We start from the raw sequence: 18,321 nt of genomic DNA, 5'->3' as shown, positions 1-18,321 counted from the left end.
CCCGCGCCGCTCAATAGGCCGGCACGAACAGGCCGGCGAGCGGCAGCGAGACGCTGCCGAGCGCGACGCCGATCAGCGTCGCGGCGATGACGTCGCTCGGGTAGTGCAGGCCGAGCACGACGCGCGAGGCGCCGACCAGCAGCGCGAACGGGATCAGCAGCAGCGCAAGCCACGGCACGTAGGCAATCGCCACGGTCGTGAAGCTGACCGCGTGCAGCGTATGGCCGGACGGAAAGCTGAACTCGTCGAGCGGTGCGACGTGCGCGACGATGCCGCCGTGCGTGCGGAACGGGCGCGGCCGCCGCGTCCAGCGCTTCAGGCCGCGATACAGCAGCAGCGCGACGACGCCGACCAGAGCCATGTTCAGTGCGGCCGCCGCGCCGCGCGCGGTGCCGCTCAGCAGCAGCACGCCGATCAGCACGTACCAGAACACGCCGTCGCCGAGCCGGCTGACCGCACCGAAGAAGACCAGCGCCGCACGCCGGCCGCCCCAGCGGTTCACGCGCTGGCACAGACGCCATTCGCCGCTGCGCGCCTCCAGGCGCTGGAACAGGTCCAGTGCGCTCATCAGGCGGCCCTCAGCGACAGATCGGACAGGAGTTCGACGAAGCGCAGCGTGACCGAGGCCGGATTGAGGCCCTCGACCGAGCCGCGGGCGGCACGGCCCATCGCCGATCGCGCCGGCGCGTCGGCCGCCAGCGCGAGCGCGGCCTCGATGAAGGCCTCGGCATCGTCGAACGCGACGCGCCGGCCGGTCTGGCCGTCGACGATGCGTTCGCGCGCGGCGCCGTAGTCGTAGGCGACCACGGCCAGGCCGCTGGCCATCGCCTCCAGCGTGACGTTGCCGAAGGTCTCGGTGATGCTCGGAAACAGAAACAGGTCGCCGCTGGCGTAATGGCGTGCCAGCGACTCGCCGCGATGCAGGCCGCTGAACACGATGTCCGGATGCTGCTGCGCGAGCGCGGCGCGGGCCGGGCCGTCGCCGACCAGGATCAGGCGCGCGTCGGGCCGGCAGGTCTGGATGTGGCGGAACGTGCGCACCAGCAGATCCAGGTTCTTCTCCGGCGCCACGCGCCCGACATGGAGCACCGCGAGCTGGTCGCCGTCCAGTCCCCATTGCGCGCGCAGCGCCTCATCGCGCCGCGCCGGGTGGAACAGCTGGGTGTCGACCGCGCGGTGCAGCAGCCGCACGTTGCGGAAGCGGTGCCGGCGCAGATAGCGCGCCAGCTCCTCGGTCGGCACCAGGGTCGCGGCGGCGCGGTTGTGGAAGCGGCGCAGCCAGGCGAACACCGCCGGCGTCAGGAAGCCCAGGCCGTAGTGACGGACGAAATCGTCGAAGCGCGTGTGGAAGCCGGTGCAGGCCGGTACGCCGAGCCGGTGCGCGATCGTCATCGCGCTGACGCCGAGCGGGCCTTCCGTCGCGACGTAGATCGCGTCGGGCCGTTCCAGCCGCCAGCGGCGCAGCAGCGTGTGGCGGGCCGGCAGGCCGAAGCGCAGACCCGGATAGCGCGGCAGCGCCGCGCCGCGGACCAGGACGTGCTCGACGCCGGCGGGGCCTTCGGCGGCCTCCTCGTCCGACTGCCGCGGCCGGACCACCTCGACGCGATGGCCGAGGCCGCTGAGGCCCGCGGCCAGCGATTGGACGGTGAGCGCCACGCCGTTGATCTCGGGCGGCCAGGTTTCGGTGACGAGTGCGACGTGCATCGGGTCGGGCCCAAGGGTAGCCATCGGCAGGCTCGCAGCTGGTCCTTGCGCCGGCGTTGCGTTTTTGTTGCACGGCGGTGACGCAGGCTTCACGATGTCATGTTCCTGTCATCTGCAGTGCCTAGCGTGCGTCGATGTCCGTCCCGTTGCGTGCCCAACCCGCTCTCGACGTCGCCGCGCTGGTGGAGCTGCGCCGGTCCTCGCGACGCCGGCGCGAGCGTGCGGGCCGCGCCCTGGCTGCGATCGGCGCCGGCGCGGTGCTGGCCTCGGTGCTGGCGATCCCGGTCTTCCTGCTGTTCGAGCTGCTGCCGTCGATCGCGGTGCCGGACGGCACCGGCGAGCGTCTCGGCGTCCTGCTGAGCGGAACGTTCAAGGCCAGCGTGCTCGCGGTGCTGCTGGCGATCCCGGTCGGCCTGGCCGCCGCGGTCCATCTGGTCTGTTTCTCGACGCCGCTGCAGCGCAGCCGCTGGCGGCCGGTGCTCGATCTGCTCGCGGCGATTCCGACCGTGGTCCTCGGCCTGATCGCGCTGACCTGGCTCGCGCCGTGGCTGCAGTCGCGGATCGCGACCCTGCTGGTACTCGCGGCCGCGGTGCTCGCCGCCGTGCTCGCCGGCTTCGCCGTATTCGGGCAGCGCCTGCGCAGGCATCCGGCGTGGCGGCCGTTCGTCGCGCTCGCGCTCGGCCTCGCGGCCGGCGTCGCCGTGATCGCCTGGGATCCGCTGGCCGGCAGCGTCGAAGCCGACACGCCATGGAATGCCGTGCTGGTCGGGCTCGCGCTCGGCGTGACGGCCGTGCCGCTGATCTGCACCGTCGGCGCCGACGCCCTGCAGCAGGCCTGGGACCGTCACGTCGATGCCGCGGTCGCGCTCGGTGCATCGCGCTGGCAGGCGCTGCGCTCGCTGGTGCTGCCGGCCGCCGCGCCCGGTCTGGCCGCCGCGGCATTGCTGGCGCTCGGCCGCTGCGCCGGCGAGACGATGATCGTGCTGATGGCCAGCGGCAACACGCCGCTCGCCAGCGCCGATCCGCGCGACGGCCTGCGCAGCCTCAGTGCCGAACTGGCGTTGTCGCTGCCCGTTGCCGAGCGCGGCGGCGCGCTCTGGCGCATGCTGCTGATCGCGACGCTGCTGCTGTTCGTGCTGAGCTTCGCCTGCCATCTGGCGGCGGCGCGGCTGCGGGCGCGTGCCGCGTCATGATGCGCGGCGCGGCGCTCCGGCGCGGACGCATCGTCGAGCATCTGGCCGCCGGTTCGTCGGCGGCCGGCCTCGCGCTGTGTCTGCTGCTGGCCGGCGGCATCGTGCTGCTGCTGGTGCGCGCGGGCCTGGCGCCGTTCTGGCCGCAGCCGGTGATCGAGTACACGCTGCGCGACGGCCGCAGCGTGCTCGGCGAGCTCATGCTGCACCGGGACGGCGCGCTGATCGTGCGTGGCGACGAGCAGGCGCGGCCCGGCGACGGCTACGTACGATTGCGCGAGGCGGAGATCCTCGCCGAGCGGCAGCCGCCCGATGCGGTCGCGCGCGTGCATGCGGACGGACGGCGCAGCTATCGCCTCGGCGAGGCCGGTCCGGACGAGCCCGATCTCGTCGGCGTCGACCGGCGCAACGCGCTGACATTCGCAGGCAAGCTCGCATTCTTCGGCGAACGCCTGCGCGCGTATGCGATCGGCGGCGACCGGTCCGGTGATGCCGGTCAGGGCCTGCTGCCGGCCCTGGCCGGCACGCTGACGCTGGTACTGCTGATGAGCCTGATCGTGATGCCGATCGGCGTTGCTGCCGCGGTGCATCTGCACGTCTATGCCGGGCGCGGGCGGATCGGTGCCCTGGTGCGCGGCGCGGTCGGCAGCCTCGCCGACGTGCCTTCGATCGTCTACGGCGTGCTCGGCCTCGGCCTGTTCGTGCACGGCATCGGCGGCGGCATCGACCGCTGGCTCCATGCCGATCGCCTGCCGGTGCCGACGTTCGGCACCGGCGGCCTGCTCTGGGCCGCGCTGACGCTGGCGGTGCTGACCTTGCCGGTCGTCGTCGCGACGGTCGAGCAGGGCCTGGCGCGGATACCCGATACGCAGCGGCTGGGCTCGCTGGCGCTCGGCGCGACGCGCGGCGAGACGCTGCGCCGGCTGCTGCTGCCGCAGGCGCGGCCGGCCGTGCTGAGCGCCTGGATCCTCGCGGTCGCACGCGCGGTCGGCGCGGTCGCGCCGCTGATGCTGGTGGGTGTCGTCAAGTATGCGCCGGCCTCGCCGATCGATGCGGCGTTTCCGTATCTGCATCCGTCGCGCCAGTTCACGCATCTGGGCTTCGCGGTCTACGATCAGGCGCTGATCAGTCCGGACGCGCTGGTCGGCGTGCCGCGCGCCTATTCGGCCGCCCTGCTGCTGGTCGCGCTGGTGCTGGTGCTCAACGCCGCCGCCGGACTGGTCGGCCGGCGCCTGCGCGATCGCGATCGCGCGTTTCCGTTGTGATGCCCGCGATGTCCACGCCCGATTCCGATACGACCACCACGATCGCCGCGCAGCTGTTCGACGACGTCGCGATCGCCCTGCGCACGCGTGCGCTGTCGCTGTGGTTCGAGCAGCGGCAGATCCTGCACGCGATCGACCTCAGCGTCCCGGCCGAGCGGATTCTGGCCGTGATCGGTCCGAGCGGCAGCGGCAAGACCAGCCTGCTGCGCTGTCTGAACCGCCTCAACGAGGAGGTCCACGGCTGCCGGATCGACGGCGAGGTGCTGCTCGACGGCACCGATCTGCTGAGCGCATCGGCGCCGGTGCACGAGGTGCGGCGGCGCGTCGGCATGGTGTTCCCGAAACCGAATCCGTTTCCGCTGTCGATCTACGAGAACGTCGCCTATGGTCTGCGCCTGCTCGGGCTGCGCCGCGCCGCGCTCGACGCGCCGGTCGAGGACGCGCTGCGCGCGGTCGCGCTCTGGGACGAGGTGGCCGACCGCCTCGACGCGCCGGCGCTGGCGCTGACGCCGGGGCAGCAGCAGCGGCTGGCGATCGCACGCGCGCTGGCGCTGCAGCCGCAGGTGCTGCTGATGGACGAGCCGGCGGCCGCGCTCGATCCGCAGTCCTCGCTGCATCTGGAGGATCTGTTGCGCCGGCTCGGCCGCCGCTGCGCGATCGTGCTGGCCACGCACAATCTGCAGCAGGCCGCGCGGGTGTCGGACTATGCGGCGTTCATCAGCGACGGCCGGCTGATCGAGATCAACGATACCGATACGCTGTTCACCAACCCGCTACGCCGCGAGACCGAGGACTACGTCACCGGCCGCTACGGCTGATCGGCGCAGTCCGTCGCGATCGCGGAGCGGGACGCAGCTCGACGCGACGAGCGATGATCCGATGCGGACCCGCGCGCCGCCGCTCGCGCGGGTCGACCGAACGGCGGGCCGGGCCCGCTCGACCACCTTGATGGAGCCTCGACGATGCCGACCTCGACCGAATACGCGCAGCTCAATCCGCACATCTCGCGGCAGTTCAGCCAGGAACTGGAGGACGTGCGCCGCAAGGTGCTGGCGATGGGCGGGCTGGTCGAGGAGCAGCTCGCGGTCGCGCTGCGCGTGCTGACCGACGGCGATGCCCGGCTCGGCGTCGAGGTCACCGCGCGCGAGGACCGCATCAATGCGGCCGAGATCGAGATCGACAGCCAGTGCACGCAGATCCTCGCGCGCCGCCAGCCGGCCGCTTCGGACCTGCGCCTCGTGCTGACGGTCATGAAGATGCTCGGCGACATCGAGCGGATCGGCGACGAAGCCAAGCGCATCGAGCGCATCGCCGAGGGCCTGATCGGCGAGGACAGCCACGGCGAGGAGCCGACCGCGGCGCTGGCCGCGCTCGGCTCGCACGCGCGCGACATGCTGCGCGGTGCGCTGGACGCGTTCGCGCGGCTCGACGAACGGCTCGCGCTGGACGTGATCCGGCGCGACCGGCGCATCGACGCGCGCTATCGCGAGCTGTTGGCGCTGCTGACGGCGCGCATGCGCGCCGTGCCCGACGCGATTCCCGAGGAGCTCGAGCGGCTCTGGGCCGCACGCGCGCTCGAGCGGATCGGCGACCGCTGCAAGAACCTGTGCGAATACGTGCTGTATCTGGTGCGCGGCAAGGACGTGCGGCACACCGGCCTGGCGCGCAACGAGGACGCGGCCGGCGAATGAAGCCCCGGCCGGCGGCTCAGACCGTCGCGGCGTGGCCCTTGATCATCGCCAGCATCGCGGCCAGCCCATTGGAACGGGTCGGCGACAGATGCTTGGCCAGGCCGATCGCCTCGATGAAGCGCGGCTCGGTGGCGAGGATCTCGGCGGCCGGGCGCGCCGAATAGACGCGCAGCAGCAATGCGATCAGTCCGGAGACGATCGCCGAATCGCTGATCGCGCGGAAGCGCAGCTGGGCGGCATCGCCCTCGGCGACCAGCCAGACCTGCGACTGGCAGCCCTGGACGCGGTGTTCCTCGGTCTTGAGCGCGTCGGGCAGCGGCGGCAGCTTGCGGCCGAGGTCGATCAGGTACTGATAGCGCTCGGTCCAGTCGCCGAAGAACGCGAATTCCTCGGCGATCGCCTGCTGTGCCGCCTCGGCAGTCGGCTCGGGTGCGGTCTCAAGCGGCACAGTCGTCGCTCTTGGCCACTTTCCAGCGGGTGCCGCCGGCGCCGTCCTCGATGACGATGCCGCGCGCCGCGAGCTCGTCGCGGATCCGGTCGGAGGTCGCGAAATCGCGCGCGGCACGTGCCGCGCGGCGCTGCTCGAGCAGGCCCTCGATCCAGCCGGCGTCGACCGTCTGGCCGCCGACCGCCTGCCGGAACCAGGCTTCGGGATCCTGCTGCAGCACGCCGAGCAGGGCGCCGGCGCCGAGCAGGTCGGCCTTTGCGGCACGGCGTGCCTCGGGCGTGCTCGCCTTGCGTGCAGCATCGGCCAGGCCGGCCAGCACCGCGAACGCGGCCGGCGTGTTGAGGTCGTCGCACAGCGCCGCCTCGACCTCCGGCGGCACCCGCGGCGCATCGACCGCGACGTCGGCCAGATCGCGCAGCACGCCGTACCAGCCGTCCAGCGTGCGGCCGGCCTGCGCGATCGCCGCGTCGGACCAGTCCAGCGGCTGCCGGTAGTGCGCCTTGAGCAGGACCAGGCGCAGCGACTCGGCCGGATGGCGCTGCAGCAGCTCGTGCAGCACCATCACGTTGCCGAGCGACTTGGACATCTTGCGGCCTTCCAGGCTCAGCATGCCGTTGTGCAGCCAGTAGCGTGCGAAGGTGCGGCCGCCGTGCGCGCAGGTGCTCTGCGCGATCTCGTTCTCGTGGTGCGGAAACATCAGGTCGTTGCCGCCGGCGTGGATGTCGATCGTCTCGCCGAGGTGGGCCTCGGCCATCGCCGAACATTCGATGTGCCAGCCCGGACGGCCGCGGCCCCACGGACTGTCCCAGCCGGGCAGGTCCGGCGTCGACGGCTTCCACAGCACGAAGTCGGCCGGATTGCGCTTGTAAGGCGCCACTTCGACGCGCGCGCCGGCGATCATGTCCTCGATCGAGCGGCCCGACAGCCGGCCATACTCGGGAAAGCTCGCGACGTCGAACAGCACGTGGCCTTCCGCGGCATAGGCGTGGCCGGTCTCGATCAGGCGCTCGCACATCGCGACGATCTGCGGAATATGCGCGGTCGCGTGCGGGACCACGTCCGGCGCCGCGACGCCGAGCTGGGCCAGGTCCTCGTGGTAGGCCTGCGCGTAGCGCTCGGTGATCTGGCCGATCGGCACGCCGGTTTCCCGCGCCGCCGCATTGATCTTGTCGTCGACGTCGGTGATGTTGCGTGCGTAGACCACCTGCGGGTAGCGCCGCCGCAGCAGCCGCGCCAGCAGGTCGAAGACCACGGCGGGCCGGGCGTTGCCGATATGGATGTAGTTGTAGACGGTGGGGCCGCAGACGTACATCGTGACCCGGGCGGGATCCTGGGGGACGAATTCCTCGGTCCGCCGGGTCAAGGAATTGTGCAGGCGTAGGCTCATTCGGGGGCTGTCGTGTTGCTTCGCCGCATCATAGCAGCTCGCCCTCGAGGACTTGTTTGGGATTGTAAAAACTCTTGAGCGGGCAGTATCTTGGGCGATGATTCAGCGATCGGCTGCTCTAATTTTGTGCACTTTGGGAGACGGCTTGGTTCGGCGCAGATCGTGCAGGCCGCGTCCCGCCCCGATTCGGAGATGTAGATGAAGATGTTCGCGCTATGCGGTCTGGCGGTCGCCCTGGTCGGGACGCTGGGGTCGACGCAGGCCCGCGCCCAGGAAGCCGCGCCCCCCTACGAGGTCAGCCGCGGCGATGGTTACGATGACAACGTCAAGTTCGTATGGGCCGACGTGTTGCGCGTCGACCCGATCTACGAGCAGATCCGCAGCGCACGGCCGCGCGAGGAATGCTACGAGACCGAGGTCGAGCATCGCGACACCGGCAACCGCGCCGGCGGTACCGTGATCGGCGCGATCGTCGGCGGCGTGCTCGGCAATACGATCGGCAAGGGCGACGGCCGCAAGGCCGCCACGGTGGCCGGCGCGGTGGCCGGCGGGGCGATCGGCAACAACATCGGCGGCCGCAACGACCGCTACTACACCGATACCGAGACCCGCTGCCGCACGATCCACGACACGGTCGAGGAGCGGCGCATCGCCGGCTACGACGTGCAGTACCGCTATCGCGGCGACGTGTTCATGTCGCGCCTCGACTACGATCCGGGCGAGCGCATGCGCGTGCGCGTCAGCGTGTCGCCGGCCGACTGAGGCCGGTCGGCGTCCGGCCGGGAGCCGGACGCGCAGAGGCGGCTCAGACGACCGCGCCGGGCCAGGCGCGGTCGATCAATGCGCCGAACGGCGCGTCGGCCGGCAACGTACCGAAGCAGCGCGTATCGCCGCCGAGGCGCGTGCGGCAGAACGTCTCGGCGACCGCTGCCGGCGCGCCGCGCAGCAGTACCGCCGCCTGCAGCGCCACCGCCATGCGTTCGACGAGCACGCGGGCGATCGTTTCGCGCTCGGCGGGGACCGTGGCGAACAGGCCGCCGAGGCGTTCTCGTTCCGCCCGCAGCAGCGGATGCAGCGGCGCGGCCCGATCGATTTCGCCCAGGAACGCCTCGAGGCTGGCCGGCTCCCGATCGAGCGTGCGCAGCACGTCCAGGCACTGCACGTTGCCGCTGCCTTCCCATATCGAATTGAGCGGCGCCTGGCGATACAGCCGCGGCAGCATCGATTCCTCGACGTAGCCGGCTCCGCCGAGGCATTCCTGCGCCTCGTTGACGAACGGCGCACAGCGCTTGCAGATGATGTACTTGCCGATCGCGGTGATCAGCCGCGCCAGCGGCGCGGCCTGCGCATCGTGCTGCGCGTCGTCGACCGCGCGCGCCACGCGCAGCGCCAGCGCCATCGATGCCTCCGACTCGAGCGCCAGATCGGCCAGTACGTTGCGCATCAGCGCATGCTCGACCAGCCGCTTGCCGAACGCGCGGCGATGCCTCGTGTGGTGCAGCGCCTGCACCAGCGCCTGGCGCATGATCGCGGCCGAGCCGATCGCGCAGTCCAGCCGCGTCAGCGCGACCATGTCGAGGATCGTCGCGACGCCGCGGCCCTCCTCGCCGATTAGCCAGGCCAGCGCGCCCTGGAACTCGACCTCGGAGCTGGCATTGCTCCAGTCGCCGAGCTTGTCCTTGAGCCGCTGCAGGCGGATCGCGTTGCGGCTGCCGTCCGGCGCGAAGCGCGGCAGCAGGAAGCACGACAGACCCGCATCGGCCTGCGCCAGCACCAGGAAGCCGTCGCACATCGGCGCCGAGAAGAACCATTTGTGGCCGACCAGCGCATGCAGACGGCCCGGGCCGGATCCCTCCACCGGCGTCGCGCGCGTCGTGTTGGCGCGCACGTCCGATCCGCCCTGCTTCTCGGTCATGCCCATGCCGATCGTGTTGCCGGTCTTGTCCCAGGCCGGCAGGTCGCGCGGGTCGTACTCGGTCGACACGATCCGCGCGATCCAGGTCTCGGCCCAGTCGCCGTGCCGCCGCAGCGCCGCGACCGAGGCGTAGGTCATCGTCAGCGGGCAGTTGTTGCCCTGCTCGGGCTGGTTGTGCAGATAGGCCAGCGCGGCGCGCGCGACGTGTGCGCCGCGCCGGCTGGCGTGGCGCCATGCGAAGCTCGGCACCTCGTGGCGGATGCCGAGCGACAGGATCGCGTGATAGGCCGGATCGAAGCGCACCGTATCGATGCGGTGGCCGTAGCGGTCGAACGGCACGAAGCGCGGCTTGTTCTCGTTGGCCGCGACGCCGAGCGCCATCAGCTCGCCGCCGGCGACCGGCCCGAACGCGGCGAGCCGGTCCTCGGCCCAGCCGCCGCCCTCGCGCGCGACCGCATCGCGCAGCGGCACGTCGGTGAGCCAGGCATCGTACGGCGGCAGCGGCGGCGGCTGGTTCTCGACCCGGTGGGTCAGGAAACGCGCGGCGATCTCGTTCATCGGCTTGGCTCCTCGGGACCGCTGCGGCAGCGGTCGGCCGCGATTGAAGCGCGCGCGGACGCGCGCTGTGTCAGGGCGTACGGTCGGCCAGACGTTCCATCAGACCCGCGTACAGCACCTCGCGCCGCCAGCCCTCCAGCGCAGCCGGCCAGCGGCCGCTGGCGAGCAGCGATTCGAGGTGGCGTCGCGCGCAGAGCAGGCCCTCAGGCAGGTCCAGCCGCTCCGCGGTGGCGTTGACGAACGCCTTCATCGCCGCGATCGCGCGCTTGTCGGCCGGCGTCGGCAGCGCCGGGATCGGTTCGATCTCGAGCTCGGCCGCCTCGAGCGGTCGGGCCAGGACCTCGAGCAGTTCCGCACGCTGCGCGCTACGCAGCGCACGCAGGCCCTTGGTCCGCTGGAACAGGTCCTCGTTGCCGGCCGGCGGATGCTGGCTGAGGTCGAGTGCGCGCGGATCGTCCAGCAGCCACGAGCGCGGCCGGTCGATCGCGCGCGCGGTGACGTCGCGCCAGATCAGCACGCGGCGCAGCAGCGCCTGCTTCTCGAGCGGCCAGCCGGCGGCGCCGCGCAGCGCCGTCTGCGGCTGCGGATCGGCTTCGCGCCGGCCGGCGCGATCGACCATGCGGCGGCAGTCCTCGCGATGCCAGTCCTCGTAGCCGCGCGCGGACAGGCGCGCCGACAGCTGCCGATGCAGGTCGGCCAGATGCGTGACGTCCTGGGTCGCGTACTCGAGCTGTTCGGGCGACAGCGGGCGGCGCAGCCAGTCCGAGCGGGTCTCGGCCTTCGGCAGCTGCACGCCGGTCAGTTCGAACACCAGCCGCTGATAGCCCAGGCCGGGACCGAGTCCGGCGAATGCTGCGGCGATCTGCGTGTCGAACAGCTGGCCGAGTCCGCGCGGCACCGGCGCCGAGAGCGCCTCGAGGTCTTCGCTGGCGCTGTGCATCACGCAGACGCGGTCCGCCGCCGACAGCGCATCGCCGAGCAGGGCGGTGTCGGCGGCCAGCGGATCGATCAGGGCGGTCTGCGAGCCGTGCGCCAGCTGCACCAGGGCGAGCTTCGGGTAGAACGTGTCCACGCGCATGAACTCGGTGTCCAAGCCGATCAGAGGCGGCAGGGACGCGGCCAGTTCGCGCAGCGGTTCGTCGTGGTCGATCCAGTCGGCCAATGGAGGTTCCTGATGAAGGTCGGACATCGAGCGTAGCAAGCGCGCGCGCCGTCTGGAACGAGGTTTTTCGCGCGGGGGTGTTCACAGGCCCCGAGGAACCTTGTAGGATTGCGCGCCCCGCCGGACCCCGGGCGCGCCTCGCGCTCCGTCCGCCGCAGGGAAGGCACGACGATTCCGCGTGCCGGCATGGCCGGGTAGCTCAGTTGGTAGAGCAGGGGATTGAAAATCCCCGTGTCGGCGGTTCGATTCCGTCCCCGGCCACCATTTCTCTTCAGAGCGCTCGCCGTGTGTCTGCCGGCAGCCGCATCGTACTCGGCGCATGCCGCAGCTCCCGCCCGTTCGGCCCGCGGCTGGATGTATTCCTGTGCCTGTCGAACGCGCGTCGATCGTTCGGTCGCATCGGCATCGACCGATCAGGCAGGCCGCCTCTCGATGTCGTGCGGCTCGCCGATGGTGCGCCCACGCCGGCTGCCGCCGGACGTCGTTTCGGCGGACCGGGATGCGCTCGATCGATCATGGCCTGCGAGCGAACCGGCGGGTGCCGCTCACGCCCGGCACGGTTCGATCGAGGCGCGAGCGGGCGCTCGCTTGCGTCACTTCTTCCGCGTCTCGACCGCGTCGAGCTTCTGCTCGGTGCGTTGGATCACCGAGGGCAGCACCGCGCGCCGCTTCATCGTCGCGACCGACGCCTGCAGCACGGCCCGGGCCTGCGTCGCGTCGCCGGCTTCGTCCAGGGCCGAAGCGACGCGGTCGAGCGTCTCGAAGTACGGGATGTGACCGAGCGTGTCGGCGGCGTCCTGCGCCGATTGCAGCAGCGGTGCGATCCGTTCGGCGGCGGCCTCCGGCGTCGCGCGGTCGCAGCGGATCGCCAGGCCGCGGCCGTCGTCCGTGGCGACCAGGCGCTTGTGATCGCGCAGCTTCGGCATCGCGAGCGCGACGGCAGCATGCATCGCGGCGGCGTGGTCGGGACAGCGCCGCACCAGTTCCTCGAGCGTGGCCGCGGCCTGCGCCAGACCCGGCGTCGCGCCGAATACCAGCGCGCGGCCGACGTCCTCGCTGAAGTAGTCGAGCGCGAGGCGATCCTCCTCGAACGATCGCGACGGCGCGACGTAGATGCGCAGCACGTTCGAGACGACGTTGTAGAGCCCGACATCGAGCACGGCCTGGATCCGGTAGAAGCCGGGCTGGTCGATCAGCCAGCCCGACGAGCAGGCGCTGACCATCTGCGTGCCGTAGGTCGACTCGCCCGGCGCGAGCGTCGATTGCCGTTCCTGCATGCACAGCGTCGCCATCGGGCGCCATTGCACGGTCGGCGAACCCTCGCGCTGGATGAAGACGGTCAGATGATGGCCATCGACCAGGGCGTCGGCGTCGAAGCTCGCCGGCTCGGTGGAGACGTTGGTCAGTTTGAGCTCGAGTGTGACCGGCTCGAGGAAGCGATAGACGTTCAGGTCGCGATTCGGACGGATGTCCAGGCGCCAGCCGGGTTGCAGCCCGATCAGTTCGGGCGCGACGAAGCCGTGATCGACGAACCAGCGGTTGTTGCCCATCTGCACGAAGCGGCGCGGCGCGTGGCGCATGAACAGCAGCTCGTCGTCGCTGAAGCGGAAGCGGAAGCTCGAGAAGAACGCTTCCTGTCCGCCGGCGACCAGCGATGGATAGTTCATGAAGCTGCGGGCTTCGGGCTCGTTCTGCAGCGGAATCCACGGATCGCCGGGCGCACCCTGGCCGGTGCCGAACGCCTTCTGGAACGAATGGGCCAGATTGAAGGTATGGCCGATCTCGTGCGTCATGATGAAGAACAGCATGCGCTGCCGCCAGGCTTTCGGCTTGGGGTCGCCGGCGGGCGCGTCGAACAGGAAGCTCTCCGAGAACATCGCAGCGCCGCGGCGCTGGTTGGCGCCCATGTCGTCGAACATCAGGCCGCCGACGTTACGGCCCAGATCGTGCCGCGCCGCATAGAGCATCCACATCGCCCACTGCGGCCGGTCGGCATAGAGCGACCAGTAGGTCGCCATTGCGTCATGCAGCTCGGCGGTCGACCAGGTGCCGTTGACGCCGGCGGCCGACAGCGGAATCACCTGGGCCTTCGGCGACATCGTCGTCGCGAATCCGGCGCGCTGATAGATCGTCGCCAGCGACAGCGTCTCGTGCGGAAGGCCGGCGGGGTGGTTGGGATGCGCATGCGTGTCGTAGGTCAGGACCGGCTCGCCGGCATGCTCGACGCGGTCCACCTCGAGGTCGACCGGATCGAAATGCGGCGAGTCGAACGTCAGCGGATAACGGCGCTCGGGCGCGCCGGCGATGGCGAGCGTCAGCGCGTATTCCTGATAGCCCTGCTGGATGTCGGCACCGGAAGCCTGCAACACGATGCGGTCGCCCGGCATCATCTGGGCGTCGCCGTCGCGGTAGAACACCGTCGCGGTGATCGTGCGGACGTGCCGGCCCAGTACCTGGTCGGCGGTCACGCGCGCGACGACGTGCGCGGTGGTGCGCGCGATCTGTCGCCAGACCGTGACCGACAGGCACTGCTGCGGAAAGAAGCGGTCGACGTCGACGCGCACGGTGACCAGCAGATCGTCCTTGGGATTGGCCGGCTTGTAGAGGTATCGGCCGCTCAGCAGCAGGTTTCGGGCCGGACCCAGTCCCGAATCCGCGGCGGCCGGTGCGGATGGGGCGCCGGCTGCCGCGGCGCTCGGCGCTGCCTTGTTCAGGCGGGTGCCGGCGCTCTGGCCGAATGACGGGTCGCGGTCTTCGGGCGCAGGGCCGATCGAAGCGGGAGCGGAGCGGTTCGACATCACGTGATTCCTTAATGAGTGCGGTGAATGCGTCCCTGGCGCCCGGGATCAGAAATACGCCGGGCGCTCGCGTGCGGGTCCGACGACGAGGCCGGCGTCTTCCAGATTGACGGTGACCACCTCGTCACCGGCGCCGATCGTATAGCGGGAGACCAGCGATCGCGCCGGCACGCTGATCGTCAGTGTCTGGCCGGGGTCGGCTTGCAGATCCAGCCGGTGCGCCAGGCCCAGTTGCAGCGGCGTACGGGCCTGGACCTCGGCGAGCCGGCGGCCGTCGAGATCGACCAGGACGGTCTGGCCGGCGAAACCGCCTTGCAGGTGCAGCTCGAGCGGATGTGGCATGCGGATCTCCGATGAGCAGTCGAGCGCAGACCGGTCTCGATCGCGCGCCCATCGGGGCGGCGATCGCTCGCGCTGCGTTCAGCCGGAAAACACGCCCGGTCGATCCCGGAGGCCGGTCGAGGTGGGCGCTTCGGCAAGAGGCTTGGGGAGTATACGGGGCAGGCCTTTGCCTGTATCCGCCGTGCTGGCATGAGGCGTGCAGCACAGGGGGCCGGCCGGGCCGGATGCAGCGAGTCGAAACTGACGAGCGGCAGCTGCCTGTGGCGAGGCGGCGTGCGGACTCACCGAAGCCGGGGCGAGCAAGTGTCGTGCGCGCCGCGCATCGGCGGTGGCCGGCTTGTCCGGTCTCGTCGACGCACGCTATGATTTTGTGAATCAGTACACACAAAAATCTGTCACTGTCTTACGTAGCTGCGCTGTTCGTCACAGTTTTTGCCTTTGAGGCAGCTGAGCGGGGCATGGCGTATGAGGTGACCGGTTTGTCGCACCTCGCATTCCGAGCGATCGGGCATGCGGCGTCGATTTCACCGATCCATCAGGCTCGCTTTGGGGGGCAGCCATGAAATTTCGTTCACGTGCAGTGCGCGCGGCCGCGGTGGCCGTCGCGAGCTTCGTTCTGACTTTCTTCGCGGGTGGGGCCCTGGCCTCCGGCGCGACGAGCCAGGTCGTCGTCAATTCCGCCGGCGGCACCGCCGCCAATGGCAGTGACGGCTTGCGTCTGACCTGGGGCAGCAACAGCCAGTTCCAGGCGCGCATCGCCAACCTCGATCAGGTCTACAACACCGGCGCGACGCCGATGTCGGGCAGCTTGTTCAACAGCGTGTTTCTGCGCGTCGATCGCGGCACCGGCGCGGTGCGTGTCTACAACAATTCCAACAATGCCAACGCCAGCCCGTTCCTGGCGTTCACGCAGGTGTCTCAGAGCGCGCTGAGCGGCGCCGGCACGGCCGCCTCGCCATGGCAGGTGACGACCGTGCTGCGGCCGTCCAACGCCGCCGACAGCGCCATCACGGTCACGGTGCTGGACAGCTACATCCGGCCGCAGGCCTGGTTCACGCGCCGCGTCACGCTGACCGGCCTGCCGGCCAGCGGCGCCGACGTGCGCCTCTATCAGAACATCGACACCTATCTGCAGGGCGGCGACAACGGCCCGGGCTTCACCCGCACGTCGCCGAGCAACACGACCGGCGTGCCGGATTTCGTCGGCGTCACCAAAGGCTCGCAGATCGAAGCGCTCTGGCACGAGGCCTCGTCCGGCACGCCGATCTGGAACCGCTATTTCACCGGCACCTATTCGTGGCCGCAGAACCTGATCTGCAACGGCACCAACAACACCACCTCCTCGTGCACCAGCGTGGCGGCCGATGCCAATGCCGGCAATCTCAGCAACCTGGTCAATACCGATCCCGCCACCGACAACGGCATGGCCGCGCAATGGAACGTGCCGGCCGGTGCGACGACGTTCACGGCCGAATACCGCGTCACGTTCGCGACCGGCGCGGTCGACCTGACCAAGCAGTTCAGTCCGGCGCTGATCGCGCCGAACGGCGTCTCGACATTGCTGTTCACGCTGACCAATCGCACCACCGGCAGCGTCGCCAGCATCAATTTCCTCGACACCTTGCCGAGCGGTGTGGTCGTCGCGCCGACGCCGAACATCCGCACCAGCTGTCCGAGCGGCGCCACGCTCGGCACGACCCTGCCGCCCGGCATGACCGTGACCGCAGCCGCCGGCAGCGGCACGATCCAGGTCGCCAGCGCCACGATCAACGGCGCGGCATCGGCGAGCACGCCCCTGAGCTGCCAGATCGCCGTCAACGTGACCGGCAGCGCATTCGGCACCTACCACAACGCCAGCGGCAACATCACCAATACCAACAACCTGGTCAACCTGGTCGGCGACGAGACTCTCACGATCACCCAGCCGCAGCTGACTGCCAGCAAGACCGTGGTCGGCACGCTGATCGCCGGACAGACTGGCGCCGCCGGTGATGCGTACTACCGCATCGGCATCCAGAACAGCGGCGGCCTGCCGACCAGTGCGGCGATCACGATCAGCGAGATCCTGCCTGCCGGCGTTACCGCGGTCGCCGCGTCGAGCAGCGACGGCACGGTCAGCTGTCCCGGCCTGCCGGCGTCGGGCACGCTGACCTGCACGTTCACGCCGACGGTAGCGCTCGCGGCCGGCGCTTCGGCCGCGGTTCGTCTCAATGTGGCGATTCCGGCATCGGCCTCGGGCGCACTGACCAATCGCGTCGGCGTTGCCGGCGGCGGCGATCCGGATCCGATGCCCGACTGTGCGAGTTCGGCCAGCGAGCAGTGTGCGACGAACACGTCGACGCCGACGGTCCAGGCCGACCTGTCGGTCGCCAAGACCGGACCGTCGAGCGTGCTGGCCGGCAACGACGCGATCTACACGATCACGGTCAGCAACGACGGCCCGTCCGATGCGCAGGGCGTGATCCTGAGCGATCCGACGCCGGCCGGACTCACCTTCGTCTCGGCGAGCGCACCGTGCAGCGCCGGCTTCCCGTGCGCGCTCGGCACGCTCGCGGCCGGCGCCGATGTCACGGTCTCCGTCGTCTTTGCGGTGCTGCCCGACCATATCGGTGCGCAGATCGTCAACACGGCGAGCGTCACGGCGGCGACAACCGATCCGGACAGCGGCAACAACAGCAGCAGCGCCACGGCCAGCGTTTCGACCAGCGCCAACCTGCGCGTCGTCAAGACCGGTCCGGCTTCGGCGACGCCGGGCCAGACCGTCAGCTATACGCTGGCCGTGACCAACGACGGTCCGTCCGACGCGCAGGCCGTCAACCTGAACGATCCGACGCCACCCGGCCTCGCGTTCGTCTCGGCGACGGCACCGTGCGCGAGCGGTTTCCCGTGCACGATCGGTACGCTGGCCCCGGGCGCAAGCACGACCGTCACGGTGACCTTCGCAGTGCCGGCGAACCACAGCGGCGCGATCGTCAATACCGCCTTGGTCTCGTCGCCGACCGCCGATCCCGACCCGGGCAGCAACAGCTCGAGCGTGACGACGCCGGTCGATGCGAGCGCGGACCTGCGTCTGGTCAAGACCGGTCCGGCGTCGGCGACGCCGGGTCAGAACGTCAGCTACACGCTGGCGCTGACCAACAATGGGCCTTCCAATGCGCAGGGCATCACACTGAACGACCCGACGCCCGCGGGCCTGACGTTCGTCTCGGCGAGCGCACCGTGCGCCGGCGGTTTCCCGTGCACGATCGGCACGCTGGCCTCGGGTGCGAGCGTGACGGTCACGGCGACGTTCGCGATCCCGTCCGATCGCGACGATCCGATCGTCAACACGGCGACCGCGTCCGCATCGACGACCGATCCCGATCCTGGCAGCAACAGTTCGACCGTGACGACGCCGATCGGCGCCAGCGCGGACCTGACGGTCGTCAAGAACGGCCCTTCCTCGGCGACGCCGGGCGAGAGCCTCAGCTACACGCTGAGCGTCAGCAACGACGGTCCGTCCGATGCGCAGGGCGTGGTCCTCGACGATCCGACGCCGGCGGGTCTGACGTTCGTCTCGGCGAGCGCGCCGTGCGCGAGCGGCTTCCCGTGTGTGCTCGGTACCCTGGCTTCCGGTGCCAACACGACCGTGACCGTGACCTTCGCGGTGCCGGCCGGCCATACGGGTTCGATCGTCAACACCGCGACGGTGTCCTCGTCGACGACCGATCCCGATCCTGGCAGCAACAGTTCCACGGTGACGACGCCGGCGCTGGCCAGCGCCGACATCGCGATCGCCAAGACCGTCGATGCCGACACGCCGAACGTCGGCGAGCCGGTGGTGTTCACGATCACCGCGGCCAACCTCGGCCCGAGCGATGC

14 protein-coding genes and 1 tRNA gene are annotated in these 18,321 nt (G+C 70.5%); 7 read left to right on the top strand and 8 right to left on the bottom strand.

Annotated elements, in window-relative coordinates; translation table 11 throughout:
* Positions 1-10 precede the first annotated feature (10 nt).
* Positions 11-568: a phosphatase PAP2 family protein gene (locus tag VMR06_RS06230; RefSeq protein WP_325374176.1), complete on the bottom strand. Its 558-nt coding sequence runs from the start codon at positions 566-568 to the stop codon at positions 11-13.
* Positions 568-1,704 (bottom strand): glycosyltransferase family 1 protein, encoded by a 1,137-nt coding sequence (locus VMR06_RS06225; protein WP_325374174.1) that lies wholly within the window; start codon positions 1,702-1,704, stop codon positions 568-570. Before VMR06_RS06225 ends, VMR06_RS06230 begins: the two co-directional genes overlap by 1 nt.
* A 134-nt stretch (positions 1,705-1,838) precedes the next feature.
* Between VMR06_RS06225 and VMR06_RS06220 the strand changes: the two genes are divergently transcribed.
* The 4 genes from VMR06_RS06220 to phoU all read left to right on the top strand — a co-directional run bounded on the left by VMR06_RS06220 (position 1,839) and on the right by phoU (position 5,850).
* Positions 1,839-2,897, top strand: coding sequence for a PstC family ABC transporter permease (locus VMR06_RS06220; RefSeq protein ID WP_325374171.1), 1,059 nt, complete (start codon positions 1,839-1,841; stop codon positions 2,895-2,897).
* Positions 2,894-4,159 carry a PstA family ABC transporter permease gene (locus tag VMR06_RS06215; protein WP_325374168.1) on the top strand — a complete coding sequence of 422 codons (1,266 nt, stop codon included), beginning with the start codon at positions 2,894-2,896 and terminating at the stop codon, positions 4,157-4,159. Before VMR06_RS06220 ends, VMR06_RS06215 begins: the two co-directional genes overlap by 4 nt.
* Before the next feature lie 8 nt (positions 4,160-4,167).
* The gene (locus VMR06_RS06210; RefSeq protein WP_325374166.1) at positions 4,168-4,977 is read left to right on the top strand and encodes a phosphate ABC transporter ATP-binding protein; all 810 of its coding nucleotides are present in this window, start codon (positions 4,168-4,170) and stop codon (positions 4,975-4,977) included.
* A gap of 144 nt (positions 4,978-5,121) precedes the next feature.
* Positions 5,122-5,850, top strand: coding sequence for a phosphate signaling complex protein PhoU (phoU, locus tag VMR06_RS06205; RefSeq protein ID WP_325374163.1), 729 nt, complete (start codon positions 5,122-5,124; stop codon positions 5,848-5,850).
* A 16-nt stretch (positions 5,851-5,866) separates the two neighbouring features.
* Here the strand turns inward: phoU and VMR06_RS06200 are convergent, their stop codons facing one another.
* The gene (locus VMR06_RS06200) at positions 5,867-6,298 is read right to left on the bottom strand and encodes a SufE family protein (protein ID WP_325374161.1); all 432 of its coding nucleotides are present in this window, start codon (positions 6,296-6,298) and stop codon (positions 5,867-5,869) included.
* Positions 6,288-7,685, bottom strand: coding sequence for a cysteine--tRNA ligase (gene cysS / locus VMR06_RS06195; RefSeq protein ID WP_325374159.1), 1,398 nt, complete (start codon positions 7,683-7,685; stop codon positions 6,288-6,290). The genes VMR06_RS06200 and cysS overlap by 11 nt, the downstream gene beginning before the upstream one ends.
* A 198-nt stretch (positions 7,686-7,883) precedes the next feature.
* Here cysS and VMR06_RS06190 point away from each other — a divergent pair, with 198 nt between their 5' ends.
* Positions 7,884-8,447, top strand: a complete 564-nt coding sequence (locus VMR06_RS06190; RefSeq protein WP_325374157.1) for a glycine zipper 2TM domain-containing protein — start codon at positions 7,884-7,886, stop codon at positions 8,445-8,447.
* A gap of 43 nt (positions 8,448-8,490) precedes the next feature.
* Here VMR06_RS06190 and VMR06_RS06185 read toward each other — a convergent pair whose 3' ends face one another.
* Both VMR06_RS06185 and VMR06_RS06180 read right to left on the bottom strand, forming a co-directional pair.
* On the bottom strand, positions 8,491-10,158 hold the full coding sequence (locus VMR06_RS06185; protein WP_325374155.1) for an acyl-CoA dehydrogenase family protein: 1,668 nt from the start codon (positions 10,156-10,158) through the stop codon (positions 8,491-8,493).
* A 70-nt stretch (positions 10,159-10,228) separates the two neighbouring features.
* Positions 10,229-11,347, bottom strand: coding sequence for a ribonuclease D (locus tag VMR06_RS06180; RefSeq protein ID WP_325374153.1), 1,119 nt, complete (start codon positions 11,345-11,347; stop codon positions 10,229-10,231).
* Positions 11,348-11,508: 161 nt separating this feature from the next.
* Here VMR06_RS06180 and VMR06_RS06175 point away from each other — a divergent pair.
* Positions 11,509-11,584, top strand: a tRNA-Phe gene (locus tag VMR06_RS06175).
* A gap of 329 nt (positions 11,585-11,913) precedes the next feature.
* On the opposite strand, the gene VMR06_RS06170 is transcribed toward VMR06_RS06175, so the two are convergent.
* Both VMR06_RS06170 and VMR06_RS06165 read right to left on the bottom strand, forming a co-directional pair.
* Positions 11,914-14,118 (bottom strand): hypothetical protein, encoded by a 2,205-nt coding sequence (locus tag VMR06_RS06170; protein WP_325374151.1) that lies wholly within the window; start codon positions 14,116-14,118, stop codon positions 11,914-11,916.
* Positions 14,119-14,166: 48 nt separating this feature from the next.
* Complete coding sequence (locus tag VMR06_RS06165; RefSeq protein ID WP_325374149.1) at positions 14,167-14,460, bottom strand: hypothetical protein; 294 nt, start codon at positions 14,458-14,460, stop codon at positions 14,167-14,169.
* 559 nt (positions 14,461-15,019) lie between these two features.
* Here VMR06_RS06165 and VMR06_RS06160 point away from each other — a divergent pair.
* A partial coding sequence (locus tag VMR06_RS06160) for a DUF11 domain-containing protein (protein ID WP_325374146.1) occupies positions 15,020-18,321 on the top strand: 3,302 nt, incomplete at its 3' end.

The organism is Dokdonella sp. (genome assembly GCF_035511235.1).
Taxonomy (GTDB): Bacteria; Pseudomonadota; Gammaproteobacteria; order Xanthomonadales; family Rhodanobacteraceae; genus Dokdonella.
Note: the sequence above shows the minus strand (reverse complement) of the source record. Positions and strands in the feature narration are given on the sequence as shown.

Coding starts and splice junctions, on each gene's coding strand:
- VMR06_RS06230 (WP_325374176.1), bottom strand. CDS start 568: ATGAGCGCACTGGACCTGTTCCAGCGCCTGGAGGCGCGCAGCGGCGAA.
- VMR06_RS06225 (WP_325374174.1), bottom strand. CDS start 1,704: ATGCACGTCGCACTCGTCACCGAAACCTGGCCGCCCGAGATCAACGGC.
- VMR06_RS06220 (WP_325374171.1), top strand. CDS start 1,839: ATGTCCGTCCCGTTGCGTGCCCAACCCGCTCTCGACGTCGCCGCGCTG.
- VMR06_RS06215 (WP_325374168.1), top strand. CDS start 2,894: ATGATGCGCGGCGCGGCGCTCCGGCGCGGACGCATCGTCGAGCATCTG.
- VMR06_RS06210 (WP_325374166.1), top strand. CDS start 4,168: ATGTCCACGCCCGATTCCGATACGACCACCACGATCGCCGCGCAGCTG.
- phoU (WP_325374163.1), top strand. CDS start 5,122: ATGCCGACCTCGACCGAATACGCGCAGCTCAATCCGCACATCTCGCGG.
- cysS (WP_325374159.1), bottom strand. CDS start 7,685: ATGAGCCTACGCCTGCACAATTCCTTGACCCGGCGGACCGAGGAATTC.
- VMR06_RS06190 (WP_325374157.1), top strand. CDS start 7,884: ATGAAGATGTTCGCGCTATGCGGTCTGGCGGTCGCCCTGGTCGGGACG.
- VMR06_RS06185 (WP_325374155.1), bottom strand. CDS start 10,158: ATGAACGAGATCGCCGCGCGTTTCCTGACCCACCGGGTCGAGAACCAG.
- VMR06_RS06180 (WP_325374153.1), bottom strand. CDS start 11,347: ATGTCCGACCTTCATCAGGAACCTCCATTGGCCGACTGGATCGACCAC.
- VMR06_RS06170 (WP_325374151.1), bottom strand. CDS start 14,118: ATGTCGAACCGCTCCGCTCCCGCTTCGATCGGCCCTGCGCCCGAAGAC.
- VMR06_RS06165 (WP_325374149.1), bottom strand. CDS start 14,460: ATGCCACATCCGCTCGAGCTGCACCTGCAAGGCGGTTTCGCCGGCCAG.